Below are 24,353 nucleotides of genomic sequence, written 5' to 3' on the forward strand. Positions count from 1 at the left end.
GAGGTTGGGAAATCTCAGCCTTTCTTGTTTCTTTGGGAGAAATATAATGAAATCATCGAACATCGGCGGTCAGGCTGTAATGGAAGGCATTATGATGCGCCATAAGGATAAATATTCCATTGCTGTCCGAAGACCGGACAATGAGATTGAATTAAAAGTAGAAGATTACAAATGTGTATTCGGAAATGCAAAATTTCTCAAATATCCACTGATTCGAGGTGTGGTAAGCTTCGTGGATTCTCTGGTGGTCGGCACAAAATGTCTGATGTATTCAGCGGAGATTGCAGGGGATGAGGAGGACGAAGAGGATAAGCAGAAGAATGCTGCTCTTTCAGAAGAGGAGCTTGCTGCAAAAAAGGCAAAAGAAGATAAGCAGTTCAAATGGCTGTTATATGTGACAGTTGCTGTCTCAATCGTGGTATCAGTTGCCGCCTTTATGTTGCTGCCATACGCCCTTGCAAGTCTTTGCAGAAGGGTTGGCGCTTCGGAATTTGCAGTTACAATAGTTGAGGCATTTGTAAAGCTTGCATTGTTTATGGGATATATGCTTCTGATTTCCAGAATGAAGGATATTCAGAGAACATTTATGTATCATGGAGCAGAGCATAAGTGCATTAACTGTGTGGAACATGGACTGCCGCTTACGGTGGATAATGTTCTTGCAAGCTCCAGACTGCATAAGAGATGTGGAACCAGTTTTCTGTTTCTGGTTATGCTGGTCAGCATTTTTCTGCATTTTATTTTTGTATTGGTTCCATTTTACTGGGTGAGACTGTTTGGAAGACTTCTTATGGTGCCGGTTGTAGCAGGAATATCTTTTGAGATTATTCAGTGGGCTGGAAGATCAGACAGCAAACTTGCTGACTTTTTCAGTAAACCGGGTCTGGCAATGCAGAAACTTACAACTAAGGAACCGACAGCAGATATGGCAGAGGTTGCGATCAGGGCTGTAGAGGCGGTTTTTGACTGGAAAGCATATCTGAAGGAAGAATTTGGAGTTGAAGCAGAACAATGAACGGAGAAACTCTGACAGGATTATTAAAAAAAGGACAGATGATCCTTGCACAGGCGGGGATTAAGGAAGCCGGGCTGGATGCCTGGCTTCTCCTGGAATATGTCACAGGAAAAAGCCGGGCGTATTATTTTGCATACGGAGAAGAAAGTGTCACAGAAAGTGTTGCTGAAAGATATCTGGAACTGATCAGCAGACGTGCGGGACACATACCGCTGCAGCATTTGACGCATCAGGCTTTTTTTATGGGGCATGAATTTTATGTGGATAAGAATGTACTGGTACCCAGACAGGATACGGAAACACTTGTGGAGTCCGCTCTTGAATGCATGAAAGCTGTGAAAAATCCATATATTCTTGATATGTGTACAGGATCCGGCTGTATTCTTATCAGTATTCTGAAGGAGAGAGCTGATGCACACGGAACAGGCGTGGATCTGTCAGATGAGGCACTGAAAGTGGCTGTGCGGAATGCACGGACACTGGAAGTGGCAGAGCATGCGGAATTCGTACAGAGTAATCTGTTTTCTGAAATGCAGAACATTGTGTACGGAACAGAGTATATGAAAAGGACTGCTGTAAAAGATACTGTAAAAATGACAGAATGCGAAAATAGTAATAGAAATTATAGCAGAGCTTATGATATGATTATATCAAATCCGCCATATATTCCTACGGCGGAAATTGAAGATCTTATGGATGAAGTAAAATTGCATGATCCGCGTATGGCACTGGATGGTATGGAAGATGGACTTTATTTTTACAGGGCTATCACGAAACAGGCACAGGATCATCTTGTTCCGGGTGGTTGGCTTTTATATGAAATCGGATGCAGCCAGGGAGAAGATGTGTCAGCTCTTTTGCGGAAATATAAATTTGAAGATATTGAGATAAGGCAGGATCTGGCCGGGTTGGACCGGGTGGTTCTGGGGCGAAAGAAATTACAGGAGGATAAATATGTTTGATAAATTAGACGATCTGCTCATTCGTTTTGAAGAGGTGCTTAATGAGCTTGGAGAGCCGGGAGTTACCGATAATCAGGAACATTTTCAGAAGCTGATGAAAGAGCAGAGCGATCTGCAGCCGATAGTAGATGCTTACCGGGAGTATAAGAAAAACAAAGAAACGATACAGGACAGTCTTTCCATGCTTGAGGAAGAGAAAGATGAAGATATGCGGGAAATGCTGAAGGAAGAACTGTCTGAGGCAAAGAAGAATGTAGAGGAACTGGAGCATGAACTTAAGATCCTTCTTCTTCCGAAAGATCCTAATGATAACAAGAACGTTATTGTGGAGATCCGTGCAGGTGCAGGTGGGGATGAGGCTGCCCTTTTTGCAGCAGAGATTTACCGTATGTATGTGAAATATGCAGAATCCCGCCGCTGGAAAACAGAAATGATGAGTCTCAATGAGAACGGAATCGGCGGATTTAAGGAAGTAACATTTATGATCACAGGTGCAGGTGCTTATTCCAGACTGAAATATGAAAGTGGTGTACATCGTGTACAGCGAGTTCCGGAAACAGAATCCGGCGGACGTATCCATACCTCTACCTGTACAGTTGCTATTATGCCGGAAGCAGAGGAAATCGATTTCCATCTGGATATGAATGACTGTAAATTCGATGTGTTCCGTGCATCCGGAAACGGCGGACAGTGTGTCAATACAACAGACTCTGCTGTGCGACTGACACATATTCCTACCGGAATCGTAATTTCCTGCCAGGATGAGAAGTCACAGCTTAAGAATAAAGATAAAGCGCTGAAAGTTCTTCGCTCCCGTCTGTATGAGATGGAGCTTGCCAAACAGCATGATGCTGAGGCTGAGGCAAGAAGAAGCCAGATTGGAACAGGTGACCGTTCAGAGAAGATCAGAACTTATAATTTTCCACAGGGCCGTGTGACAGACCACAGAATCAAACTGACACTGCACAGACTGGAGAATGTTCTGAACGGGGATCTGGATGAGATCATTGACAGTCTGATCGCAGCAGATCAGGCAGCAAAATTAAGTAATCTTCAGGATGCGGAATAGAATATTGCGGAGAGGGTATGTGACAGAAGATGACTGAAAAAGTATTGATATGAGAGAAGAATGTCAGGAGGAAAATATTTATGCAGAAAACAGCACTTGTAATTATGGCGGCAGGAATCGGAAGTCGTTTTGGAAAAGGAATCAAGCAGCTTGCACCGGTGGGAACATGTGGAGAGATTATTATGGATTATTCCATCCACGATGCGCTGGAAGCCGGATTTAACAAAGTAGTGTTTATTATCCGTAAAGATCTGGAAGAAGAGTTTCGCAGAGTGATCGGCGAGCGTATTGAGAAAATTACGGAAGTAGAATATGTATTCCAGGAGCTTGATGATCTGCCGGAGGGATTTACGAAACCGGCTGACCGCACGAAACCCTGGGGAACCGGACAGGCTGTACTTGCTGCAAAGAAGGTTCTGGATGAGCCATTTATTGTTATCAATGCAGATGATTATTATGGGAAAGAAGCTTATGTGAAGGTGCATGATTATCTTGTGCAGGAACAGCAAAAGGACGGAAAACTCCACATCTGCATGGCTGGTTTCAGGCTTGGAAATACATTGAGCGATAATGGAAGCGTTACCAGAGGAATCTGCCATATTAAGAATGGACAGCTTACAGGTGTGACAGAGACGCATGATATATTTAAGACTGCCACAGGTGCAGAGTCAAGAAATGCGGACGGAAGTGTGCAGGAACTGGATGTAAAGGATCTGGTGTCCATGAATATGTGGGGACTGACGCCGGACTTTATGGAGGTTCTCGAGAAAGGATTTGAAGAATTTCTCAGTGGACTCGCACCGGAAGATATAAAAAAGGAATATCTGCTTCCGGAGTTAGTTGACCATCTGATCAAAAATGAAAGTGCTGAAGTTGATGTCCTGGAGACAAAGGCTACATGGTTTGGTGTAACCTATCAGGAAGATAAAGAAACAGTAATGAGAGCATTTAAAAATCTTACAGAAGCGGGTATATATCCTCAGGGACTTTATCAATAAGTTAAGCAGATATCTGCAGCTTTCGCAGGAGACATGTCTGATCTGATTAAAAGCAGTTTTGGGTGTGATCCGGGAAATACAGTATGCAGTGCAGAAACAGAGGATATTGTAAAAAGTAAAGGAGAGCAATTATGGGAAAATATTTTGGAACAGATGGATTTCGTGGAGAAGCAAATGTTAAACTGACAGTAGATCATGCATTTAAGGTGGGGCGCTACGTAGGCTGGTATTATGGAAGAGACCATAAAGCTAAGATTGTTATTGGAAAAGATACAAGAAGAAGCAGTTATATGTTTGAATATGCACTTGTTGCAGGTCTGACAGCGTCCGGTGCAGATGTATATCTTCTTCATGTAACGACGACCCCAAGTGTTTCCTATGCAGTACGTACAGAGGATTTTGACTGTGGTATTATGATCTCCGCAAGCCATAATCCATTCTATGATAATGGTATCAAACTTCTCAATGGAAACGGACAGAAGATTGAAGCGGAAGTAGAAGCAAGGATTGAAGCATATCTGGATGGCCTGATCGAGGATCTTCCTCTGGCAACTAAAGAAGATATTGGACGCACTGTGGATTTTGCTTCAGGAAGGAATCGTTATATCGGACATCTGATTTCTATTCCAAGCAGGGATTTCAAAGGCATTAAAGTAGGGCTTGACTGTGCAAACGGAAGTTCTTCAGCTATTGCAAAGAGTGTATTTGAGGCACTTCAGGCAAAGACTTATGTGATCAATAACCAGCCGGATGGTACAAATATTAATACAAACTGTGGCTCTACCCATATTGAAGTCCTGCAGAAATATGTTGTGGACAATGGATTGGATATCGGTTTTGCTTATGATGGTGATGCAGATCGCTGTATTGCTGTTGACCATAAGGGAAATGTGGTCGACGGTGATAAGATTATGTATGTATGTGGAAAATATCTCAAGGAGCAGGGCAGATTAAAAGATGATACAGTAGTAACCACTGTTATGTCAAACCTCGGTCTGTACAAATCTCTGGAGAGAGAGGGTATGAAATATGAGCAGACTGCAGTAGGAGATAAATATGTGGCAGAGAATATGATGGAGAATGGATACAGTCTTGGCGGTGAGCAGTCCGGACATATTATTTTTAGCCGTTACGCTGCAACAGGTGATGGAATCCTTACTTCTCTCATGGTAATGGAAGCGTGTGTAGAGAAGAAAGCAACTCTGTGTGATCTGGCAAGGGAAATGAAGGTTTATCCACAGCTTCTCAGAAATGTCCGGGTGGCAGACAAGAAGACTGCGAGAGAGAATCCGAAGGTAGTTGCTGCTGTAGAGGAAGTTGCAAAGAAACTGGGAAGTGATGGGCGTATTCTGGTACGCGAGAGTGGCACAGAGCCATTGATTCGTGTTATGGTAGAAGCCGGAACAGATGAACTCTGCCTTGAGAATGTTGATCATGTAGTAAAGGTAATGGAATCCGAAGGATTGCTCATTGACTGATTTACTGGCAAAGGAATTACATGTATAATAGAAAAAAAAGATTATTTCTGACTGCTGTCTGCTTAAGCCTTGGACTTCTGACAGGCTGTAATGTGGGAGATACGAAGAATTATAAACAGGCTGCACAGGATCTGGAACAGGGAAATTATGAGGCAGCACTTGAAGAATATGAGACAGCAATTTCTGAAGGAGTGAAGCCTGCACAGTCGTACAGAGGTGCAGGTGTAGCGAAACTCAAGCTTGGAAACTATGAAGAAGCCATAACATATTTCAATGATGCGCTTAAATGTGACAAAGTTGGCAAAGCATTAAAAAAAGATATTCTGTCGTATAGAGCTGTGGCTTATCTCAAAGTAAAGGATTATGAGGCAGCACTGGAAGACTGCCAGACTCTGGCAGAAAACTATAAAATGGATGCGGATCTGTACTTCCTTACGGGAGAAACAGCATTGGCCATGGATTCCTATGAGGAAGCTTCTGCTAATTTTGAACAGGCCTACGGTGAAGATGCAACTTATGACAGAGCTATCCAGATCTACGGGGCATATCTGAACAGGGATATGGAAGCAGACGGAACCCGTTATCTGGAAGCTGCTTTGTCAGGAACTGCAAAAAATGCAGAGGATCATTGTGACCGTGGCAGAGTTTATTATTATATGGATGATTATGAAAATGCTGAAAGTGAACTGAAACAGGCCATAGACGGCGATAATACGGAGGCACTGGTTCTGCTTGGTATGGTATATATGGATAAAGGAGACAGCGCAAATGCAAAAGCAATGTTTCAGCAGTATGTATCACAGGCAGAAAACGGAGCCAAAGGATTTAACGGACTTGCACTGTGTGATATAGAGGATGGGGATTATGACAGTGCCCTTTCTGATATAGAAAGCGGAATCCATGAGGCAGGAGCGGAGGATATGCAGAGTCTGCTGTTTAATGAGATCGTAGTCTATGAGAAGAAACTGGATTTTCAGACTGCTTTGCAGAAAGCACAGGAATATCTGGAATTATACCCGGAAGATAAAACTGTTAAGAAGGAACTTGCATTTCTTAAAACGCGTGTGTAATATCCATCTGACTGAGGAGAATTTATGGAAGAATTTGGAAAGCTTGAAGAACGGGTGGTTCTTGTGGGAGTGCAGACGGATGATCATGATAATGTGGAAGAATCCCTGGATGAACTGAAGGAGCTTGCATCAACTGCGGGAGCTGTTACAGTGGGAAGAATCATTCAGAATCGTGAGTCTGTGCATCCCGGAACTTATATTGGAAAAGGAAAGATAGAGGAAGTACGTGCACTGGTATATGCTATGGATGCAACCGGAATTATCTGTGATGACGAACTTTCTCCTGCACAGCTGAATAATCTGGAGCGGGAACTGGACTGTAAGGTGATGGACAGGACATTATTGATTCTGGACATTTTTGCAGCGAGAGCTATAACCAGTGAGGGTAAAATACAGGTAGAGCTTGCACAGCTTCGCTACAGATCTGCCCGTCTGGTCGGTCTCAGGGAATCTCTTTCCCGTCTGGGAGGTGGAATCGGAACCAGAGGTCCGGGAGAGAAAAAGCTGGAGACAGACCGTCGTCTTATTCGTACAAGGATCTCTGCTTTGAAGCAGGAATTATCCCAGGTGGAGAAACACAGGGAACTGATCCGTTCCAGCCGGGCCAGAGGCAATATGAGGACTGCTGCGATTGTAGGATATACAAATGCGGGAAAATCTACGCTGCTGAACACACTGACAGGCTCAGAGGTTTTATCAGAGGATAAACTGTTTGCTACACTGGATCCAACTACCAGACTTTTAAATTTGAAGGACGGACAGCAGATTCTTCTCACAGATACGGTTGGATTTATCCATAAGCTTCCGCATCATCTGGTCGAAGCATTCAAGAGCACATTGGAAGAGGCCAAATATGCAGATTATATTATCCATGTGGTAGATTCTTCCAATCAGCAGGCAGAGATGCAGATGCATGTGGTATATGAGACATTAAAAGAACTGGGAGTGATGGGAAAGAAGATCATCACACTCTTTAATAAGCAGGATGCGCCGGGGGCATGCGTACTGCGAGATTTTAAATCAGACTATACGCTGAAGGTCTCTGCAAAGACAGGCGAGGGTCTTGCAGATCTGAATGATCTTCTGGAGAAGCTTCTTGCTGAAGAACAGATTTATGTGGAGCGCCTTTTCCCTTATCAGGAAGCAGGAAAAATCCAGCTGATCCGCGAATATGGGCAGCTTATCTCAGAGGAATACACAGAGGAAGGGATTGCTGTGAAGGCAAGGGTGCCGAAAGAAATCTACGCCAGAGTTGTATAAAAAAATATTTTGAAAAATAAGAAAATACCATATATTGTGCCTTTTGTGAAAATAAGGAACATTATGTGGTATTTTGCGTGTTGACGAACTGGTGATACTCTGATACAATGAACCTACAGTGTTACTCAGAGCAAAGTGGACAGTAACGACAGAAATATCTCCGGTAAGAATATGCAGGAGAAACAGATTAACAAGAGAAAATGGGGGCATTAGATATGTTTCAGGTAGTAAAACGTGATGGCGAAGTGGATGAGTTTAAAATAGGCAAGATCACAGCGGCTATCCATAAAGCCTTTGATGCAAAAGAGAAAAATTATAGCGAAGAGATGATTGATCTCTTAGGGCTGCGTGTTACTTCTGATTTTCAGAAAAAGATTACAGATAATAAGATTACAGTAGAAGAAATTCAGGACAGTGTGGAGAATGTGCTGATCCAGGCCGGATATGCAGATGTGGCAAAAGCCTACATTCTTTACCGCAAGCAGAGGGAAAAGGTTCGCAACATGAAGTCAACGATCCTGGATTACAAAGAAATCGTAAACAGTTATGTGAAGGTTGAGGACTGGCGTGTAAAGGAGAACTCCACAGTTACTTATTCAGTTGGAGGTCTGATCTTAAGCAACTCCGGTGCAGTTACTGCAAATTACTGGCTGTCTGAGATTTATGACAATGAAATCGCAGATGCACACAGAAATGCGGATATTCATATTCATGACTTGTCCATGCTGACCGGATATTGTGCAGGATGGTCACTGAAACAGCTGATCCAGGAGGGACTTGGCGGTATTGAAGGTAAGATCACATCTTCACCTGCAAAGCATCTGAGTGTTCTCTGCAATCAGATGGTAAACTTTCTTGGGATTATGCAGAATGAATGGGCCGGAGCGCAGGCTTTCTCATCCTTTGATACTTATCTGGCACCTTTTGTCAAGGCAGATAATTTAAGCTATCCGGAAGTGAAGAAATGTATTGAGTCTTTTATTTATGGAGTCAATACCCCAAGCAGATGGGGAACACAGGCACCTTTCTCCAACATTACGCTGGACTGGACAGTACCGGATGATCTTGCAGAGCTTCCGGCTATCGTAGGCGGAAAGAATATGGATTTCAAGTACAAAGACTGCAAAAAAGAGATGGATATGATCAATAAGGCATTTATTGAGACCATGATCGAGGGGGATGCCAACGGACGCGGGTTCCAGTATCCTATTCCGACCTATTCCATAACAAATGAGTTTGACTGGTCTGATACAGAGAATAACCGCCTTCTTTTTGAGATGACATCCAAATATGGAACACCGTATTTCTCAAACTATATTAACAGTGATATGAAACCAAGTGATATCCGCAGTATGTGCTGCCGTCTGCGTCTGGATCTGAGAGAACTCCGCAAGAAGAGCGGTGGTTTCTTCGGATCAGGAGAGAGTACCGGTTCTGTGGGGGTAGTAACTATAAATATGCCGCGTATCGCATATCTTTCCAAGACACCGGAAGAGTTTTACAATCGTCTGGATCGCTTAATGGATATTTCCGCACGTTCTCTGCATATTAAACGTGAAGTAATTGGTAAGCTGCTGGATGAGGGATTATACCCTTATACAAAGAGATATCTTGGAAGCTTTTCCAATCATTTCTCTACCATTGGACTGGTGGGAATGAACGAGGTTGGTCTGAATGCCCGCTGGCTGGGAAAAGATATGTCTGATGAGCGTACGCAGAGGTTTACAAAAGAGGTTCTTCTTCATATGCGGGAACGTCTGTCCGATTATCAGGAGAAGTACGAAGGAGAACTGTTTAATCTTGAGGCAACTCCTGCTGAATCTACTGCCTATCGTCTGGCCAAACATGACAGAAAACGCTGGCCGGATATTAAGACTGCAGGCAAGGAAGGGGATACTCCTTATTATACAAACAGTTCTCATCTTCCGGTTGAATATACCACAGATATTTTTGATGCACTGGATATTCAGGATGATCTGCAGACGCTTTATACATCAGGTACTGTATTCCATGCATTTATCGGTGAGAAGCTTCCTGACTGGAAAGCAGCAGCAGCACTGGTACGTAAGATCGCAGAGAATTATAAACTGCCGTATTATACGATTTCGCCGACCTATTCTGTATGTAAGGAACATGGCTACATCAGCGGAGAGCATTTCACTTGTCCGAAATGTGGTAAGAAGGCGGAGGTTTACAGTCGTATCACGGGATATTACAGACCTGTACAGAACTGGAATGACGGTAAAGCACAGGAGTATAAGAACCGTACGCTTTATGATGTGATGCATTCAGATATCAGAAAAATACAGCCGGTTCATGCCAGTGTAGTTACTGTGACTAAGGATGATGTGAAGATAGAACCTGTGGCATCACATAAATACCTGTTTACAACCAGTACTTGTCCGAACTGCAGAGTGGCGAAGAAGATACTGGAAGGCAGGGAGTTCGAGATTATTGATGCGGAGAAGAATCCGGAGATGGTGAAGGAGTTTGGAATTATGCAGGCTCCGACTCTGGTGATCACAGACGGTGAGCATATGACGAAATATGTAAATACATCCAATATTAAGAAATATGTGGATGAGGGATTATAAAGATACTGAGAGAGTTGACCGGAGGATAAAAGAGATGATCAAACAGAATGTTGTATTTGTGGAAAATAAAGCAGGAAGTCTGAAAAGAGTGACAGGGATACTTGCAGATAACGGGATTAATATTTATGGATTTGCATGCTTCGATGCACCGGAGTTTGCAATCTTCCGTATGATCTGCAACGATCCGGATAAAGCGGAAATTGTTTTAAACAGGAGTGGATATATGAATCGTATTACACAGGCGATCGTAGTTGATATGAAAGATCAGGTAGGCGGTCTGGATGAACTCCTGAAAGTAGCATCAGACAGTAATGTAAGTCTTGACTATATTTATACTTCTTTCCACAGAAAAGATCTCAGACCTGTAGTAATTCTTCAGACGGAGGATGGTGCAGTGACAGAATGCATTCTTAAGAATAATGGATTTAATGTATTTACTTCAGTAGAAGAACTGGAGAAATAATACTGTATAAGACAGTGAGAGAATCACAGGACTGGGGATGGTTCTGTGATTTTTTGTATATTCATATAGGAAAGTTGAATATATCTTGACTATATAACTGGGAATACTATATAATAAAAGAAAACAATGATAATCCGACGAAATTTAATCAGGAGGTTTTGAAAAATGCAGATTTCTACAAAAGGAAGATATGCTCTGAGACTTATGCTTGATCTTGCAGTTCATAATACAGGAGAACTGGTCAAGATCAAAGATATTTCTGCAAGGGAAAATATTTCAGAAAAATATCTGGAACAGATTATTTCATCATTAAAGAAGGCGGGATATGTAAAGAGCCTGAGAGGGGCACAGGGCGGTTATATGCTTGCCAGAGAGCCGGAAACATATACGGTGGGAACTATTCTGAGACTGACAGAAGGCAGCATGAAGCCGGTAGCCTGTCTGGAGGACGAACCGAATCAGTGCAGCAGAGCCGGGGAATGCGTCACACTCCGTCTCTGGAAGATGCTTGATGAAGCTATTGAGGGAGTACTGGATAAGGTTACATTGCAGGATCTTAAAGACTGGTATGAAGAGATGGGAAATGATTATGTAATTTGATTTTCCCTCTTGACAACAGTGGATTTATAGAATATTATGTATATAACATATAATTCATATATACTTAGTATGAAATAAGGAGGACGAACTCATGGCAAAAATCTATAAAAATGCAGCGGAACTGGTTGGAAATACTCCTCTCCTTGAGGTTGGAAATCTTGAAAAAGAGCTTGGGCTGAAAGCGAGAATACTTGTGAAGCTTGAGTATTTTAACCCGGCAGGAAGTGCCAAAGACCGTATCGCCCTGAGTATGATCGAAGACGCTGAAGAGAGAGGCGTTCTGAAGCCTGGCGCAGTGATCATCGAGCCTACATCAGGTAACACCGGAATCGGTCTTGCTTCTCTTGCTGCAATCAAAGGATACAGAGTGATACTTACGATGCCTGAGACAATGAGTGTTGAGAGAAGGAATATTCTGAAAGCATACGGTGCAGAAATCGTATTGACAGATGGAACAAAAGGTATGAATGGCGCAATCGCCAAAGCAAACGAACTTGCGAAGGAATATGAGAACAGTTTTATTCCGGGACAGTTTGATAACCCTGCAAATCCTGCGATCCACAAAAAGACCACAGGTCCGGAAATCTGGAGAGACACAGACGGACAGGTAGATGTTTTTGTGGCAGGTGTTGGTACAGGCGGAACGATCACCGGTGTTGGTGAATATCTGAAATTCCAGAATCCTGACGTGAAAGTAGTGGCGGTAGAGCCTGCAACTTCCCCTGTACTTTCTCAGGGAAAGAGCGGTCCGCATAAGATTCAGGGAATCGGTGCGGGATTTGTTCCGAAGGCATTAAATACAGAGGTTTATGATGAGGTTTTTCCGGTTGAGAATGAGGATGCTTTTACAGTTGGCAAGCTGATCGCCAAACATGAGGGAATTCTTGTTGGTATTTCTTCCGGTGCGGCTCTCTATGCGGCAATCCAGCTGGCTAAGAGACCGGAGAATAAAGGAAAAACAATCGTAGCTCTTCTTCCGGATTCCGGTGACCGTTACTATTCTACTCCATTATTTGTGTAAAATAAAAAAGCCCTTTTTAGGGCTTTTTTTATTTTACATAAATGTGTTAGAATAGATATGCTGTACAAATGATTTTTATGTAACTGTTCAGTATTTTGCAGAACAGCTATCATAACATAAATAAAATTATCATAAACAATAATATTCCGTGTAATCGGATCACAGAACAGGATGGAATAAAAATGAGAAAAGCAATTATCGCAATGAGCGGCGGAGTGGACAGCTCTGTGGCAGCTCTGCTTACAAAGGAAACCGGTGATGAATGTATCGGTGCTACCATGAAATTATTTCACAATGAGGACATAGGAGTAAAGAGAGAGAAAACCTGCTGTTCTCTGGATGATGTGGAGGATGCCAGAAATGTCTGCTACAGAATGGGAATCAGGTACTATGTTTTTAACTTTTCCGAGAGGTTTAAAGAGGATGTTATGGACCGCTTTGTGGATGCCTATGAGCATGGAGCCACGCCAAATCCCTGCATTGACTGCAATCGTTATCTGAAATTTGACAAGATGTTTCAGAGAATGCGTGAACTGGAGTATGATTATATTGTAACCGGACATTATGCACGTGTGGAATATGATGAGGAGAAGAACCGTTACTTATTAAAGAAAGCTGTGGATGATACGAAGGATCAGAGTTATGTGCTTTATATGCTGACACAGGAGCAGCTTGCGCATATTTCCCTGCCTCTTGGCGGGCTTCGCAAAACGGAAGTGCGTGAGATTGCAGAGAAGCATGGCTTTGTTAATGCCAGAAAGCATGATAGCCAGGATATCTGTTTTGTACCGGACGGTGATTATGCAAAGTTTATTGAACAGTACACAGGACGTAAATCAATCCCGGGCGATTTTGTAGATACAGAAGGAAACATTCTTGGTAAACATAAAGGAATCATCCACTATACACTTGGCCAGAGAAGAGGACTTGGTATTCCGGCAGCATCCAGACTGTATGTGTGTGATATTTCTCCAAAGACCAATCAGGTGGTTCTGGGAAATAATGAGGATCTTTTCCATTCGGAACTGACTGCAACAAAGGTCAATCTGATTTCCTGTGAATCTCTGAAGGAGCCAATGAGACTGAAAGCAAAGATTCGTTACCGTCATCCGGAGCAGGAGGCCGTAGCATGGCAGACGGAAGATGGAGTGCTGCACGTGCGTTTTGATAAACCACAGAGAGCTATCACCAGAGGGCAGGCAGTTGTGTTATATGATGGAGATATCGTTGTAGGCGGCGGCGTGATTGAAAATTGTATTAAATGACAGATCATCCTTGTCTTTCGCATTTTGTCGGACTGTCTTATCTGCACTGTTTTTTGGAAACGTTATAGTTATTAGCTATTAAACGCTATAGAAAATTTCCTATTGACGTACTAGGAATTAAATGGTAATATACAACCATGCTAAATCATATCAAACAGATATGAAAAGCGTGGAAACAAAAATGACTTGCAGATAAGGGGCTTAAGAGCCGGAATCAGTTTTGCAGAGAAAAAGATTATTATAAATCAAAGAAAGATGAGGATATACACATGAGCAAAAAAATCGAAAGAAAAGACAGACATTTCAAATTTGAAACATTACAGCTTCACGTAGGACAGGAGAGTCCGGATCCGGTTACAGATGCAAGAGCAGTACCAATCTATCAGACATCTTCTTATGTATTCAGAAACTGCGATCATGCAGCTGCACGTTTCGGACTTGCAGATGCAGGTAACATTTACGGACGTCTTACAAACCCGACTGAAGATGTATTCGAGAAAAGAATCGCAGCGCTTGAAGGCGGTTCTGCGGCACTTGCAGTAGCATCCGGTGCAGCAGCAATCACATATACAATTGAGAATCTTGCACAGCAGGGTGACCACATTGTAGCAGCCAAGAATATTTACGGTGGAACAACAAACCTTCTGGAGCATACACTTCCGGCTTATGGAATCACAACAACATTCGTTGATGTATTTGATCTTGAAGAAGTAGAGAACGCAATTCAGGATAACACAAAAGCCGTTTACATCGAGACTCTTGGAAACCCGAACTCTGATGTAGTTGATATTGAAGCTATCGCAAAGATTGCTCATGCACATAAGATTCCGCTTGTAGTGGATAACACATTTGCAACACCTTACCTTGTAAGACCAATCGAATATGGTGCAGATATCGTTGTTCATTCTGCAACTAAATTCATCGGTGGACATGGTACAACAATCGGAGGTGTGATCGTTGAGAGTGGTAAATTTGACTGGGAAGCATCAGGTAAATTCGCATCTCTGACAGAGCCGAACCCAAGCTATCATGGCGTAAGCTTTACAAAGGCATGCGGACCGGCAGCATTTGTTACAAAGATTCGTGCAATTCTTCTTCGTGATACAGGTGCAACCATCTCTCCGGTAAGCTCATTCATTTTCCTTCAGGGACTTGAAACACTGTCACTTCGTGTTGAACGCCATGTAGAGAATGCACTGAAAGTTGTTCAGTACTTAAATAACCATCCGCAGGTAGAGAAAGTTCATCATCCGTCTGTATCCACAGATCCGGTTCAGCAGGAGCTTTATAAGAAATACTTCCCGAATGGCGGCGGTTCCATCTTTACATTTGAGATTAAAGGTGATGCGCAGAAGGCAAAGGACTTCATTGATAATCTGGAACTGTTCTCATTGCTTGCCAATGTAGCTGATGTTAAATCTCTTGTTATCCATCCGGCTACAACAACACACAGCCAGTGCACAGAAGAAGAACTTCTCGATCAGGGTATCAAACCAAATACAATTCGTCTTTCCATTGGTACAGAGAATATTGACGATATCATTCAGGATCTTGATGAAGCATTTAAGGCAGTTGCTGAATAATACAGATATAACATCCTTATATATTGTATAAATAAAACATGAATAAAAAGACCATCTTCCGGATTTTCCCCCATATCTGAAAGATGGTCTTTTTTTTGGAATATTTCAATTGTATGGTTTACAGACTTGACAAATTATAAAAATACTATATAATACAGAAATGCAAATAAGTTGCAAATGTAAATAAGTTGCAAATACAAATAAAGTGCAAATATAAGGAGAACTATATGTCAGAGATTATATTAGATTCAGTAATAGACAGCATCAAGCTGCTACCCTTTCTTTTTCTTACTTATCTGTTTATGGAATGGCTGGAGCATAAGACAGGTGCGGCAGCACGAAAGAGAATTCGTACAGCCGGAAAATTCGGACCGGTATGGGGTGGACTTCTGGGAGTGATCCCACAGTGTGGATTTTCGGCAGCGGCATCCAGCCTTTTTGCCGGACGTGTGATCACAGTGGGAACTTTGATCGCGGTGTATCTGTCTACTTCAGATGAAATGTTTCCGATCATGATCTCCAATGCAGTTCCTGTAGTTACAATTGTGAAAATCCTGACCTGCAAAGCGGTGATCGGAATACTTTCCGGCCTGGTGCTGGAGTATGTTTACACACATATTCTGAAGAAACAGGAACCTGATGTGGATATTCATGAAATCTGTGAAGAAGAACGCTGCCATTGTGAACATGGAGTTATTTCTTCAGCAGCATTTCACACATTAAAAGTTTTTGTGTACATTTTCTTGATTTCTCTTGTTTTAAATATTATCATTGGATTAGTCGGAGAAGAGACACTGGCAGGACTTTTTACAGGAACACCGATTGCAGGTGAACTGATCGCAGCTTTAGTGGGACTGATTCCCAACTGCGCTTCTTCTGTAGTAATCACCCAGTTATATCTGGATCATATTATCGGAGCCGGGGCGATGATGGCGGGACTTCTTGTAAATGCAGGAGTTGGGCTTCTGATTCTGTTTCGTTTGAACAGAGACAGGGTTCAGAACCTGAAAATTGTGGGAGTACTTTATGGACTTGGTGTATTCTGGGGAATTATTATTGAATTTGCAGGAATTGTTTTCTGATCAACCGAGTCTGCTCTGTCAGAAGAAGCTGATTTTAGGAGGAATGATAAAATTATGGCAGGAAGCAGTTATGCGACAGCAAGCCGCAGAAAAATACTTGAATATTTGAAAAACAGTAATGACCATACGGTTACAGCTGCTGATGTGGATGAGTATCTGAAGAAACATGACAGTGAGGTAAATATCACAACCATTTACCGCTATCTGGACAAGCTTGCAAAGGATGGAACTGTGATCAAATATGTTGCAGAGAAAGGCTGCCAGGCTGCTTATCAGTATGTAGAACCGGGACGGGGATGTGAACAGCATCTGCACCTGAAGTGTGTAAAATGTGGAAAGATCATTCATCTGGAATGTCATTTTATGGAAGAAATTTCTCATCATATTGAAGAAAGTCATGGATTTACCCTGCAGTGTAAGAATTCTATTTTGTATGGAGTCTGTAAAGAATGTAAAGGCAGTGGCGAAGACTGTTGACTGTTTCTATCAGATGATGTAAACTGAAATACAACTGTTTGGTCAAATTGACTGGGAAGCAGTATGGTGAAGAGAAAAGACAGCGAAATTGCTGTAAGTACCGGTAAAAATAACAGATAATATATGAAATCATAAAAGAAGGCAATAATGAGAAAACAGAAGAGACAGATGTGTGTAAAAAGAATGTTATTATTTTTTCTGGCGTGTGTATTAATATGTGCAGCACCCCCGTCTGCAGCACAGGCGGCAATAATGCAGACTGCTAAGAATTCAACAGTGCAAAAGAAAAAAACATCCACGAAAACAGTTACAATAGAGACTTCAGGAGAAATCACAAAAAAGAAAGTGAAAAGCGGTGGTTCTGTGATTCTTCCTGTGGAAGTGAATAAGAGGGGATATACATTTCTGGGATGGTCAACAGTTCCCGGACAGACCTGTAATCCAATGTATCAGGCATATCAGAAAATTCAGGTTACGAAAAATATTCATCTTTATCCGGTGAAGTATAAATGGAATCAGGAACCGGATATTTATGCAGGCGGTCTTGCGGACAGTGTGGAGAAATATGATAAGATTATTTTTGTGGGAGATTCCCGCACAGCAATGCTTCGCAGTACTCTGAAGCAGCAATGCAGTTCTGACAGTTTAAAGAAAGTTGGATTTGTATGCAAGACAGGAGAAGGGCTTGACTGGATGAAAAAATACGGAGAAAAGGAACTGCTGAATGAAATAAGCGGGATGGATGACAATGCGAAGCCGGTGGCAGTTATTTTCAATCTGGGAGTAAATGACCTGATCCACAAAAACAGGAAGTCCATCAGTTATGATTCTGTTGCGTCAGACTATGCTTCTTATATGAATGGATTATCCAGAAAGCTGACTGCCAGGAACTGTGAATTATTTTATATGTCTGTGAATCCATGTAATACGGCAATGAAATCCACGCGGAAGGAGTCTGAGATCCGCGGATTTAATAACAGACTCAGACAGAGACTGAACGGGAATTTTACATGGATCAACAGTTATTCTTATCTGATGAGATGTGGTTATACGACTCGCTGTGAATTTCGCGGTTATACAGATGATGGTGTTCATTATTCTATGAGGACTTATAAGAGAATTTATGCATATGCAATAAAACAGATCAGATAATCCTGACTGAAACCCGGAGACAGAATACTGTTCTCCGGGTTATCTGTGTGTATCAGTAAATACGAAAGTTGTAGCTGTGAAAGAGTTAAACAGTTATCAAAGGATCACAAAAGGTGACAGGAGGATAGAAACATGAGAAGTGAAAGCTTCAGAAAAGGAGTTAAGGATGGTATTCCCATAGGACTGGGATATTTTGCTGTATCGTTTACATTTGGCATGATGGCAGTTGCTGATGGACTGAGTATCTGGCAGGCTGTGCTGATCTCATTGACAAACGTGACTTCAGCAGGGCAGTTTGCAGGACTTGAGATCATGGTAATGAGCGGCTCTTACTGGGAGATGGCACTGACACAGCTGATCATTAATCTGAGATATTGTCTGATGTCATTTTCCCTTGCTCAGAAATTCAGAAGAGATGAATCTTTGGTTCACCGCTATATTGCAGCATTTGGTGTGACGGATGAGATTTTCGGGATCAGTGCCAGTCAGCCCGGAAAGGTAAGCGCATTTTATAATTATGGTGCCATGTGTGTGGCAATCCCGGGATGGGTACTTGGAACCCTGGCAGGAGCAATTTCCGGAAATCTTCTTCCGGATTTTATGATGAGTGCACTCAGCGTGGCTATTTACGGTATGTTCCTTGCAATTATTATTCCTCCGGCAAAGCAGAATAAGGCAGTACTGGCAGTTGTCGTGGCAGCAATGCTGATCAGCACTTTGTTTAAAGTGATTCCGTTTCTGTCGGAGGTTTCGTCAGGTTTTGTGATCATTATTACTACACTGATCGTGGCAGGGGCTGCCGCATACTTCTGTCCGATAGAGGATGAGAAAGAGGAGGAGGGTGTTCATGAGTCATAATATTTATATTTACATTCTGGTAATGGCAGCAGTTACATATCTGATCCGTATGCTCCCGCTTGCTCTTTCCAGAAAAGAGATCACAAGTCCGTTTATCAGATCATTTCTGTACTATGTTCCCTACGCATGTCTGGCAGCCATGACATTTCCGGCGATCCTTTTTGCCACAGACAGTGTGATCTCGGCTGCTGTGGGATTTATTGTGGCACTGATTGCGGCATATAAGGAGAAAAGTCTTCTTACAGTTGCGTTATTCGCATGTGCTGCGGTATTTATTGTGGAAAGAATACTGGAATTTGCAGTGTAAAAGTTGATAAAAAACGGATACATAACCATAGCTGAATGGTGTGTATCCGTTTTTTTGTTGCGTAATATTGTGACCGGCAGCTGAAGCAGATAAGCTGTCTGTTATTTGCTGCAGTTTCAGACAGTTTTTTATTTCAGAAAGCTTACATCAATTTCACCGTCAAATACTGTGGCAGCCGGGCCTGTCATGTAAACAAGATTCTCCTGTCTGTTCCAGAAAATCTGCAGGTCACCGCCGAGAAGTTTTACAGTGACAGGACTGTCACCGTCTACATGTCCGTTCAGAACAGAAGCGACTGCTACCGCACATGCACCTGTGCCGCAGGCAAGAGTTTCGCCTGAACCGCGTTCCCATACGCGCATTTTTACAGTATGTTCATCGATCACTTCTACAAATTCAGTGTTTACACGATCCGGAAATGCAACATGATTTTCGAAAGCAGGGCCGATCTTTTCAATATCCAGATGGTCAATATCATCCATATAAACAATAGCGTGGGGATTTCCCATGGAAACAGCGGTTATGTAATAGATTTTTCCGTTTACATCCAGAGGTTCATTGATAACTTCCTCCTTCTCTGACACTACCGGAATCTGTCTGGCGGTCAGAATCGGAGAACCCATATTTACCTTAACCTGGGATACCTTTCCGTTTTCTACAGTAAGATCCAGATATTTGATGCCGCTTTTTGTAGCAACAGAAATATGTTCTTTGTCTACGATGCCGTAGTCATAGGCATATTTGGCAACACAGCGGATACCGTTTCCGCACATGGCACCCTGGGAACCGTCAAGATTATACATATCCATCTCGCAGTCTGCGATTTTGGATGGCTTGATCAGGATCAGTCCGTCGGAACCGATACCAAAGTGACGGTCACTGACATATCTGGCTACTGCGGAAGGATTTTCCACAGTTTCCTCAAAACAGTTTACATATACGTAATCATTTCCAATACCATGCATTTTTGTAAATTTCATCAGAAAAGCCTCCTTATTTGGTTAAATATTTATACACCTCTTGTATCATATAGAAAAAATGTTATGAAAAAGTGAAAATTACGAATCTTTTACCGGGAAAGTTTTTCTGTGATCTTCATGTAAAAAAACATTTTGCCCTTCCCGGAACAGTTATGTATTATACATTATATGGAAAATATATCTGTTATTCAAGTTTTACCTTGCATTTTATAGAAAGTATGTTAAAATTAAAAACAAAAATATACAACCGAAACGCATAATTATACGCTGTTGTCTGAAGAAGGTAAAAAGATGGCAGCCGTAGATATACTTTCGGATGCGAGGAGGAAAAAAGATGAAAGATCAAAAGAGATTTGCAGCTCTTGCACTCAGTGCAGTAATGGTATTTTCCATGGCAGGAAGCGTATCCGCAGCTCAGAAAGTTGAATCCAAAGATGATCTTGCAGGAGCAACAATCGGTGTTCAGCTTGGTACAACAGGTGACCTTGATGCATCTGATTATGAGAAAGATGGTTCTACAGTAGAACGTTACAGCAAGGGAAGTGAAGCTGTTCAGGCATTAAAGGCAGGACAGATCGACTGTGTAATCATCGATTCACAGCCGGCTCAGAAATTTGCTGAGAATAATGATGATCTCAAGATTCTGGATGAGCCATTCGAGGAAGAAGAATATGCAATCTGCTTAAAGAAAGGCAATGATGAACTTCTTGACAAGATTAACGGAGCTCTCAAGGAACTGAAAGAGGATGGAACTATCGACAGCATCATGGACAATTACATTGGTGAGGATGCCGGTAAGACTCCATATGAATCACCGGAAGATGTTGACCGTTCCAATGGAACTCTGGTAATGGCTACTAACGCTGAGTTCGAACCATATGAATATCATGAAGGTGATGATATCGTTGGCATCGATGCTGATATCGCTCAGGCAATCTGTGATAAGCTTGGATATGAACTGAAAATTGAAGATATGGAATTCGATTCCATCCTTCCGGCAGTACAGTCTGGCAAAGCAGACTTCGGTGCAGCTGGTATGACTGTAACAGAAGACCGTAAATCAAGCGTTGACTTTACAGATACCTATGCAGATGCAAGCCAGGTAATTATTGTAAAGAAATAAGTATTAAAATAACAAATAACAGAGCTGTTGACGATTTGCCAACAGCTCTCTTTTCGGAACAGAGGTTTTTATGAATAATCCTATGATATTAGCGAATGTAAAAGAAGATTTTTATCTGAACTTTATTAAAGATGACCGCTATCTCTGGCTTCTGGATGGTCTGAAAACAACTCTTATTATCACAGTATTTGCGGTAATTGTAGGTCTGATCATCGGTTTCCTTGTAGCAATCATCCGTTCTGCGCACGATAAGTCAGGCTCCTTTAAGATCCTCAATGCGATCTGCAGAGTTTATCTGACTGTAATTCGTGGAACACCAACCATGATCCAGCTGTTGATCATGAATTTTGTAATTTTTGGTGCTGTAAGCATTAACAAGATCATTGTAGGCGGACTTGCCTTTGGTATCAACTCAGGTGCCTATGTAGCTGAGATTGTCCGTTCCGGTATCATGTCCATTGACCAGGGACAGACAGAGGCAGGACGAAGCCTTGGTCTGAATTTCAGCCAGACCATGCGACTGATTATTATCCCGCAGGCATTTAAGAATGTACTTCCTGCGCTGGTAAATGAATTTATCGTGCTGATCAAAGAGACATCCATCATCGGTTATATCGGTATGATGGACCTGACAAAAGGAGCTATGCTGATCCAGAGCCGTACATACAATGCGTTCTGGCCTCTGATGGCAGCAGCAGCGATTTACCTTGTGATCGTTGGAATCCTTACATGGGGGATGAATAAACTGGAAAGGAGATTAAGAACCAGTGAGCGATAAGAATGTACTGATCCAGGTAAAGGATCTGAAGAAAGCTTTTGGTACAAATCAGGTTCTCGATGGAATAACAACAGATATCTGTCAGGGAGAAGTAGTAGCCGTCATTGGTCCTTCCGGTTCCGGTAAATCTACTTTCCTGAGATCACTGAATCTTCTGGAGGTTCCGACAGGCGGACAGATCCTCTTTGAAGGAACTGATATTACAGATCCGAAGGTTGACATTAACAGACACCGTCAGAAGATTGGAATGGTATTCCAGCAGTTTAATCTTTTTCCGCATAAAACGGTAAAACAGAATATTATGCTGGCACCTGTAGAACTGAAGCTGATGACAAAGGATGAAGCTTCAAAGAAAGCGGATGAGCTTCTGGCACGTGTAGGTCTTCCGGACAAAGCCAATGCATATCCGGATATGCTTTCGGGCGGGCAGAAACAGCGTATTGCCATTGCACGTTCTCTTGCCATGAATCCGGATGTGATGCTTTTTGATGAGCCAACTTCCGCACTTGACCCTGAGATGGTAGGTGAGGTTCTGGAATTGATGAAAGAACTTGCGCAGTCAGGTATGACCATGGTTGTAGTTACTCATGAGATGGGATTTGCAAGAGAAGTGGCAACAAGAGTTCTTTTTATTGATGACGGTAAGATACAGGAAGAGAATACTCCGAAAGAATTTTTCGCGAATCCGAAGAATCCTAGACTGAAAGACTTCCTTTCAAAGGTTTTATAAGATGCTGAGAAAATTTAACAGTTTCATAGAAAAATGGATGGCCCTGGTGACACCGACCTGTCTGTTGCTGGGGGTGTGCTTTCCTGATATTGCCAAATGCGGTCTGCCTTATGTGCCGGCCGTATTTGCATTTATGACATTTGCCGGGGCGTTGAAGTCAAGATTTAAAGATGTGGCAAATGTATTCCGACATCCGGGCTCACTGCTTATTATCATGCTTCTGGTCCATGTGGTAATTCCGACAGCAGCCTGCGGGGCAGGTCATCTTTTCTTTGGAAATAACATGGAGCTGATCACCGGAATGGTACTGGAGTTTGCAGTTCCCACTGCAGTGGTAAGTCTGATGTGGGTGACGATTTATGATGGAAACAGTCCTCTGTCGTTGTCTCTGGTAGTGCTGGATACGGTACTGGCACCTTTTCTGATCCCGGCTACGCTGAAGATCCTGCTGGGTTCTGCGGTGACCATAGATCCTGCCAGGATGATGCGGGAGCTGATATTTATGGTTGCGCTTCCTGCTGTTGTTGCGATGGTATTAAATCAGATCACAGATGGAAAAGTAATGGAAACATGGCCGGGAAAGCTGGCGCCTTTTTCAAAGCTGGCACTGATATTTGTGGTAACGTCCAATTCTTCCAAAGTAGCACCATATATCCGGGATATGAATATGCAGAGGGTGAAGGTTGCACTGGCAATCCTTGTCCTGGCTGCTTCCGGATATGCACTCGGCTGGTTTGTGGCGTATATCTTCCGAAAGGATCGCAGTACGGCGGTTTCCATGATGTATGGAACCGGGATGCGCAATATCAGCGCAGGAGCGGTGATCGCAGCTGCATATTTTCCGGGTGAAGTTATGTTTCCGGTAATGATCGGAACTCTGTTTCAGCAGGTGTTGGCAGCATTGTTCGGAAAGCTTCTGGCACAGAAAAAGGAAAAACAGGAATTTTGTTGAAGTCTGTTGAGGCGTTATAAAGAATATAAAAAGAACTGCCGCATTAGCAATTGAAAAATTGCAATGCGGCAGCTCTTTTTATGAATCTGAAGCCTTTATATATTTCTTCAGTTCTTTGTAGCAGTATTTAATGATCTCTTTACGGGTGATGATGCCGATAAAGTATCCCTGATCATCTACAACCGGAACATAATTCTGGTTAATTGCCTTGTCCAGCAGATCCTCCATGTCAGAATCTGCGTGAACTGCCTTGTATGTTGCTCTTCGCGGGATTGCCATAATGGAAATGCTCTCTGCTTCTTTCAGTCCGGGAACATTTAAGGTTTTCATTCCCCAGAGAAGATCACCCTCGGAAATACTTCCTTTATATTTCCCGTCCAGACTCAGAAGCGGAATGCAGGAAAATTTTCTGTGTTCCATTTTCTCAAGAGTCTGACGAAGAGTCTCATTTTCAAATATATATGCTACATCACTTTTAGGTGTTAAAAAAAATAAAATATTCACTTTTGTATTCGCCCCGTTACATTTGTCTGATA

Annotated in this window: 24 protein-coding genes; 22 read left to right on the forward strand and 2 right to left on the reverse strand. The window is 42.4% G+C overall.

Translation table 11 applies throughout. The features are described from left to right. The first annotated feature begins 46 nt into the window (after nt 1–46). The 18 genes from ACESZG_RS07810 (at nt 47) to ACESZG_RS07895 (ending at nt 19,254) form a co-directional block, all read left to right on the forward strand. A complete protein-coding gene (locus ACESZG_RS07810; protein ID WP_022380506.1) occupies nt 47–1,015 on the forward strand; it encodes a DUF1385 domain-containing protein in 969 nt (322 codons plus the stop codon). Continuing rightward, complete coding sequence (prmC, locus tag ACESZG_RS07815) at nt 1,012–1,977, forward strand: peptide chain release factor N(5)-glutamine methyltransferase (protein ID WP_022380505.1); 966 nt, start codon at nt 1,012–1,014, stop codon at nt 1,975–1,977. Before ACESZG_RS07810 ends, prmC begins: the two co-directional genes overlap by 4 nt. Next, nucleotides 1,970–3,046 (forward strand): peptide chain release factor 1, encoded by a 1,077-nt coding sequence (gene prfA / locus ACESZG_RS07820; protein ID WP_008706449.1) that lies wholly within the window; start codon nt 1,970–1,972, stop codon nt 3,044–3,046. The genes prmC and prfA overlap by 8 nt, the downstream gene beginning before the upstream one ends. Before the next feature lie 80 nt (nt 3,047–3,126). Beyond that, nucleotides 3,127–4,044, forward strand: a complete 918-nt coding sequence (locus tag ACESZG_RS07825) for a sugar phosphate nucleotidyltransferase (protein ID WP_022380503.1) — start codon at nt 3,127–3,129, stop codon at nt 4,042–4,044. Nucleotides 4,045–4,175: 131 nt separating this feature from the next. Continuing rightward, the gene (gene glmM / locus ACESZG_RS07830; RefSeq protein WP_008706453.1) at nt 4,176–5,522 is read left to right on the forward strand and encodes a phosphoglucosamine mutase; all 1,347 of its coding nucleotides are present in this window, start codon (nt 4,176–4,178) and stop codon (nt 5,520–5,522) included. Nucleotides 5,523–5,542: 20 nt separating this feature from the next. Continuing rightward, complete coding sequence (locus tag ACESZG_RS07835) at nt 5,543–6,592, forward strand: tetratricopeptide repeat protein (protein ID WP_008706454.1); 1,050 nt, start codon at nt 5,543–5,545, stop codon at nt 6,590–6,592. Nucleotides 6,593–6,616: 24 nt separating this feature from the next. Beyond that, nucleotides 6,617–7,852: a GTPase HflX gene (gene hflX, locus ACESZG_RS07840; RefSeq protein ID WP_118339291.1), complete on the forward strand. Its 1,236-nt coding sequence runs from the start codon at nt 6,617–6,619 to the stop codon at nt 7,850–7,852. Nucleotides 7,853–8,067: 215 nt separating this feature from the next. Continuing rightward, nucleotides 8,068–10,446 carry a ribonucleoside triphosphate reductase gene (locus ACESZG_RS07845; protein WP_008706456.1) on the forward strand — a complete coding sequence of 793 codons (2,379 nt, stop codon included), beginning with the start codon at nt 8,068–8,070 and terminating at the stop codon, nt 10,444–10,446. A 34-nt stretch (nt 10,447–10,480) separates the two neighbouring features. After that, nucleotides 10,481–10,909 carry an ACT domain-containing protein gene (locus ACESZG_RS07850; RefSeq protein ID WP_022380500.1) on the forward strand — a complete coding sequence of 143 codons (429 nt, stop codon included), beginning with the start codon at nt 10,481–10,483 and terminating at the stop codon, nt 10,907–10,909. A 165-nt stretch (nt 10,910–11,074) separates the two neighbouring features. Next, nucleotides 11,075–11,509 carry an Rrf2 family transcriptional regulator gene (locus tag ACESZG_RS07855; protein WP_008706458.1) on the forward strand — a complete coding sequence of 145 codons (435 nt, stop codon included), beginning with the start codon at nt 11,075–11,077 and terminating at the stop codon, nt 11,507–11,509. A 91-nt stretch (nt 11,510–11,600) separates the two neighbouring features. Next, nucleotides 11,601–12,530 carry a cysteine synthase A gene (gene cysK / locus ACESZG_RS07860; RefSeq protein WP_373217918.1) on the forward strand — a complete coding sequence of 310 codons (930 nt, stop codon included), beginning with the start codon at nt 11,601–11,603 and terminating at the stop codon, nt 12,528–12,530. A 182-nt stretch (nt 12,531–12,712) separates the two neighbouring features. Next, the gene (mnmA, locus tag ACESZG_RS07865) at nt 12,713–13,795 is read left to right on the forward strand and encodes a tRNA 2-thiouridine(34) synthase MnmA (protein WP_022380498.1); all 1,083 of its coding nucleotides are present in this window, start codon (nt 12,713–12,715) and stop codon (nt 13,793–13,795) included. Nucleotides 13,796–14,064: 269 nt separating this feature from the next. After that, on the forward strand, nt 14,065–15,378 hold the full coding sequence (locus tag ACESZG_RS07870) for an O-acetylhomoserine aminocarboxypropyltransferase/cysteine synthase family protein (RefSeq protein WP_022380497.1): 1,314 nt from the start codon (nt 14,065–14,067) through the stop codon (nt 15,376–15,378). A 227-nt stretch (nt 15,379–15,605) separates the two neighbouring features. Then, nucleotides 15,606–16,460, forward strand: coding sequence for a putative manganese transporter (locus ACESZG_RS07875; RefSeq protein WP_008706466.1), 855 nt, complete (start codon nt 15,606–15,608; stop codon nt 16,458–16,460). A gap of 54 nt (nt 16,461–16,514) precedes the next feature. Next, nucleotides 16,515–16,937, forward strand: a complete 423-nt coding sequence (locus ACESZG_RS07880; RefSeq protein WP_008706467.1) for a Fur family transcriptional regulator — start codon at nt 16,515–16,517, stop codon at nt 16,935–16,937. 147 nt (nt 16,938–17,084) lie between these two features. After that, entirely contained in the window at nt 17,085–18,089 is a 1,005-nt protein-coding gene (locus tag ACESZG_RS07885) for an InlB B-repeat-containing protein (protein ID WP_373217921.1), read from the forward strand. A 132-nt stretch (nt 18,090–18,221) separates the two neighbouring features. Next, on the forward strand, nt 18,222–18,947 hold the full coding sequence (locus tag ACESZG_RS07890) for an AzlC family ABC transporter permease (protein WP_025578184.1): 726 nt from the start codon (nt 18,222–18,224) through the stop codon (nt 18,945–18,947). Beyond that, the gene (locus tag ACESZG_RS07895; RefSeq protein ID WP_008706474.1) at nt 18,937–19,254 is read left to right on the forward strand and encodes an AzlD domain-containing protein; all 318 of its coding nucleotides are present in this window, start codon (nt 18,937–18,939) and stop codon (nt 19,252–19,254) included. The genes ACESZG_RS07890 and ACESZG_RS07895 overlap by 11 nt, the downstream gene beginning before the upstream one ends. Before the next feature lie 128 nt (nt 19,255–19,382). On the opposite strand, the gene dapF is transcribed toward ACESZG_RS07895, so the two are convergent. Beyond that, nucleotides 19,383–20,234, reverse strand: coding sequence for a diaminopimelate epimerase (gene dapF / locus ACESZG_RS07900; protein WP_022380493.1), 852 nt, complete (start codon nt 20,232–20,234; stop codon nt 19,383–19,385). Between the two features lie 334 nt (nt 20,235–20,568). On the opposite strand from dapF, the gene ACESZG_RS07905 reads away from it, so the two are divergent. The 4 genes from ACESZG_RS07905 (at nt 20,569) to ACESZG_RS07920 (ending at nt 23,817) form a co-directional block, all read left to right on the forward strand. After that, on the forward strand, nt 20,569–21,357 hold the full coding sequence (locus ACESZG_RS07905) for a transporter substrate-binding domain-containing protein (RefSeq protein WP_055149499.1): 789 nt from the start codon (nt 20,569–20,571) through the stop codon (nt 21,355–21,357). 70 nt (nt 21,358–21,427) lie between these two features. Next, complete coding sequence (locus ACESZG_RS07910) at nt 21,428–22,135, forward strand: amino acid ABC transporter permease (RefSeq protein WP_022380491.1); 708 nt, start codon at nt 21,428–21,430, stop codon at nt 22,133–22,135. Then, nucleotides 22,125–22,865: an amino acid ABC transporter ATP-binding protein gene (locus tag ACESZG_RS07915; RefSeq protein ID WP_008706482.1), complete on the forward strand. Its 741-nt coding sequence runs from the start codon at nt 22,125–22,127 to the stop codon at nt 22,863–22,865. The genes ACESZG_RS07910 and ACESZG_RS07915 overlap by 11 nt, the downstream gene beginning before the upstream one ends. 1 nt (nt 22,866) lies before the next feature. Beyond that, a complete protein-coding gene (locus ACESZG_RS07920) occupies nt 22,867–23,817 on the forward strand; it encodes a bile acid:sodium symporter family protein (protein ID WP_022380490.1) in 951 nt (316 codons plus the stop codon). A 78-nt stretch (nt 23,818–23,895) separates the two neighbouring features. Here the strand turns inward: ACESZG_RS07920 and ACESZG_RS07925 are convergent, their stop codons facing one another. Next, on the reverse strand, nt 23,896–24,321 hold the full coding sequence (locus ACESZG_RS07925; protein WP_022380489.1) for a CBS domain-containing protein: 426 nt from the start codon (nt 24,319–24,321) through the stop codon (nt 23,896–23,898). Nucleotides 24,322–24,353 lie beyond the last annotated feature (32 nt).

Source organism: Blautia sp. Marseille-P2398, assembly GCF_964240315.1.
Lineage (GTDB): Bacteria > Bacillota > Clostridia > Lachnospirales > Lachnospiraceae > Blautia_A > Blautia_A wexlerae.

Coding starts and splice junctions, on each gene's coding strand:
- prfA (WP_008706449.1), top strand. CDS start 1,970: ATGTTTGATAAATTAGACGATCTGCTCATTCGTTTTGAAGAGGTGCTT.
- ACESZG_RS07895 (WP_008706474.1), top strand. CDS start 18,937: ATGAGTCATAATATTTATATTTACATTCTGGTAATGGCAGCAGTTACA.
- ACESZG_RS07845 (WP_008706456.1), top strand. CDS start 8,068: ATGTTTCAGGTAGTAAAACGTGATGGCGAAGTGGATGAGTTTAAAATA.
- ACESZG_RS07905 (WP_055149499.1), top strand. CDS start 20,569: ATGAAAGATCAAAAGAGATTTGCAGCTCTTGCACTCAGTGCAGTAATG.
- prmC (WP_022380505.1), top strand. CDS start 1,012: ATGAACGGAGAAACTCTGACAGGATTATTAAAAAAAGGACAGATGATC.
- ACESZG_RS07885 (WP_373217921.1), top strand. CDS start 17,085: ATGAGAAAACAGAAGAGACAGATGTGTGTAAAAAGAATGTTATTATTT.
- glmM (WP_008706453.1), top strand. CDS start 4,176: ATGGGAAAATATTTTGGAACAGATGGATTTCGTGGAGAAGCAAATGTT.
- ACESZG_RS07835 (WP_008706454.1), top strand. CDS start 5,543: ATGTATAATAGAAAAAAAAGATTATTTCTGACTGCTGTCTGCTTAAGC.
- ACESZG_RS07870 (WP_022380497.1), top strand. CDS start 14,065: ATGAGCAAAAAAATCGAAAGAAAAGACAGACATTTCAAATTTGAAACA.
- cysK (WP_373217918.1), top strand. CDS start 11,601: ATGGCAAAAATCTATAAAAATGCAGCGGAACTGGTTGGAAATACTCCT.
- ACESZG_RS07910 (WP_022380491.1), top strand. CDS start 21,428: ATGAATAATCCTATGATATTAGCGAATGTAAAAGAAGATTTTTATCTG.
- dapF (WP_022380493.1), bottom strand. CDS start 20,234: ATGAAATTTACAAAAATGCATGGTATTGGAAATGATTACGTATATGTA.
- ACESZG_RS07920 (WP_022380490.1), top strand. CDS start 22,867: ATGCTGAGAAAATTTAACAGTTTCATAGAAAAATGGATGGCCCTGGTG.
- hflX (WP_118339291.1), top strand. CDS start 6,617: ATGGAAGAATTTGGAAAGCTTGAAGAACGGGTGGTTCTTGTGGGAGTG.
- ACESZG_RS07855 (WP_008706458.1), top strand. CDS start 11,075: ATGCAGATTTCTACAAAAGGAAGATATGCTCTGAGACTTATGCTTGAT.
- ACESZG_RS07875 (WP_008706466.1), top strand. CDS start 15,606: ATGTCAGAGATTATATTAGATTCAGTAATAGACAGCATCAAGCTGCTA.
- ACESZG_RS07810 (WP_022380506.1), top strand. CDS start 47: ATGAAATCATCGAACATCGGCGGTCAGGCTGTAATGGAAGGCATTATG.
- ACESZG_RS07825 (WP_022380503.1), top strand. CDS start 3,127: ATGCAGAAAACAGCACTTGTAATTATGGCGGCAGGAATCGGAAGTCGT.
- ACESZG_RS07890 (WP_025578184.1), top strand. CDS start 18,222: ATGAGAAGTGAAAGCTTCAGAAAAGGAGTTAAGGATGGTATTCCCATA.
- ACESZG_RS07880 (WP_008706467.1), top strand. CDS start 16,515: ATGGCAGGAAGCAGTTATGCGACAGCAAGCCGCAGAAAAATACTTGAA.
- ACESZG_RS07850 (WP_022380500.1), top strand. CDS start 10,481: ATGATCAAACAGAATGTTGTATTTGTGGAAAATAAAGCAGGAAGTCTG.
- mnmA (WP_022380498.1), top strand. CDS start 12,713: ATGAGAAAAGCAATTATCGCAATGAGCGGCGGAGTGGACAGCTCTGTG.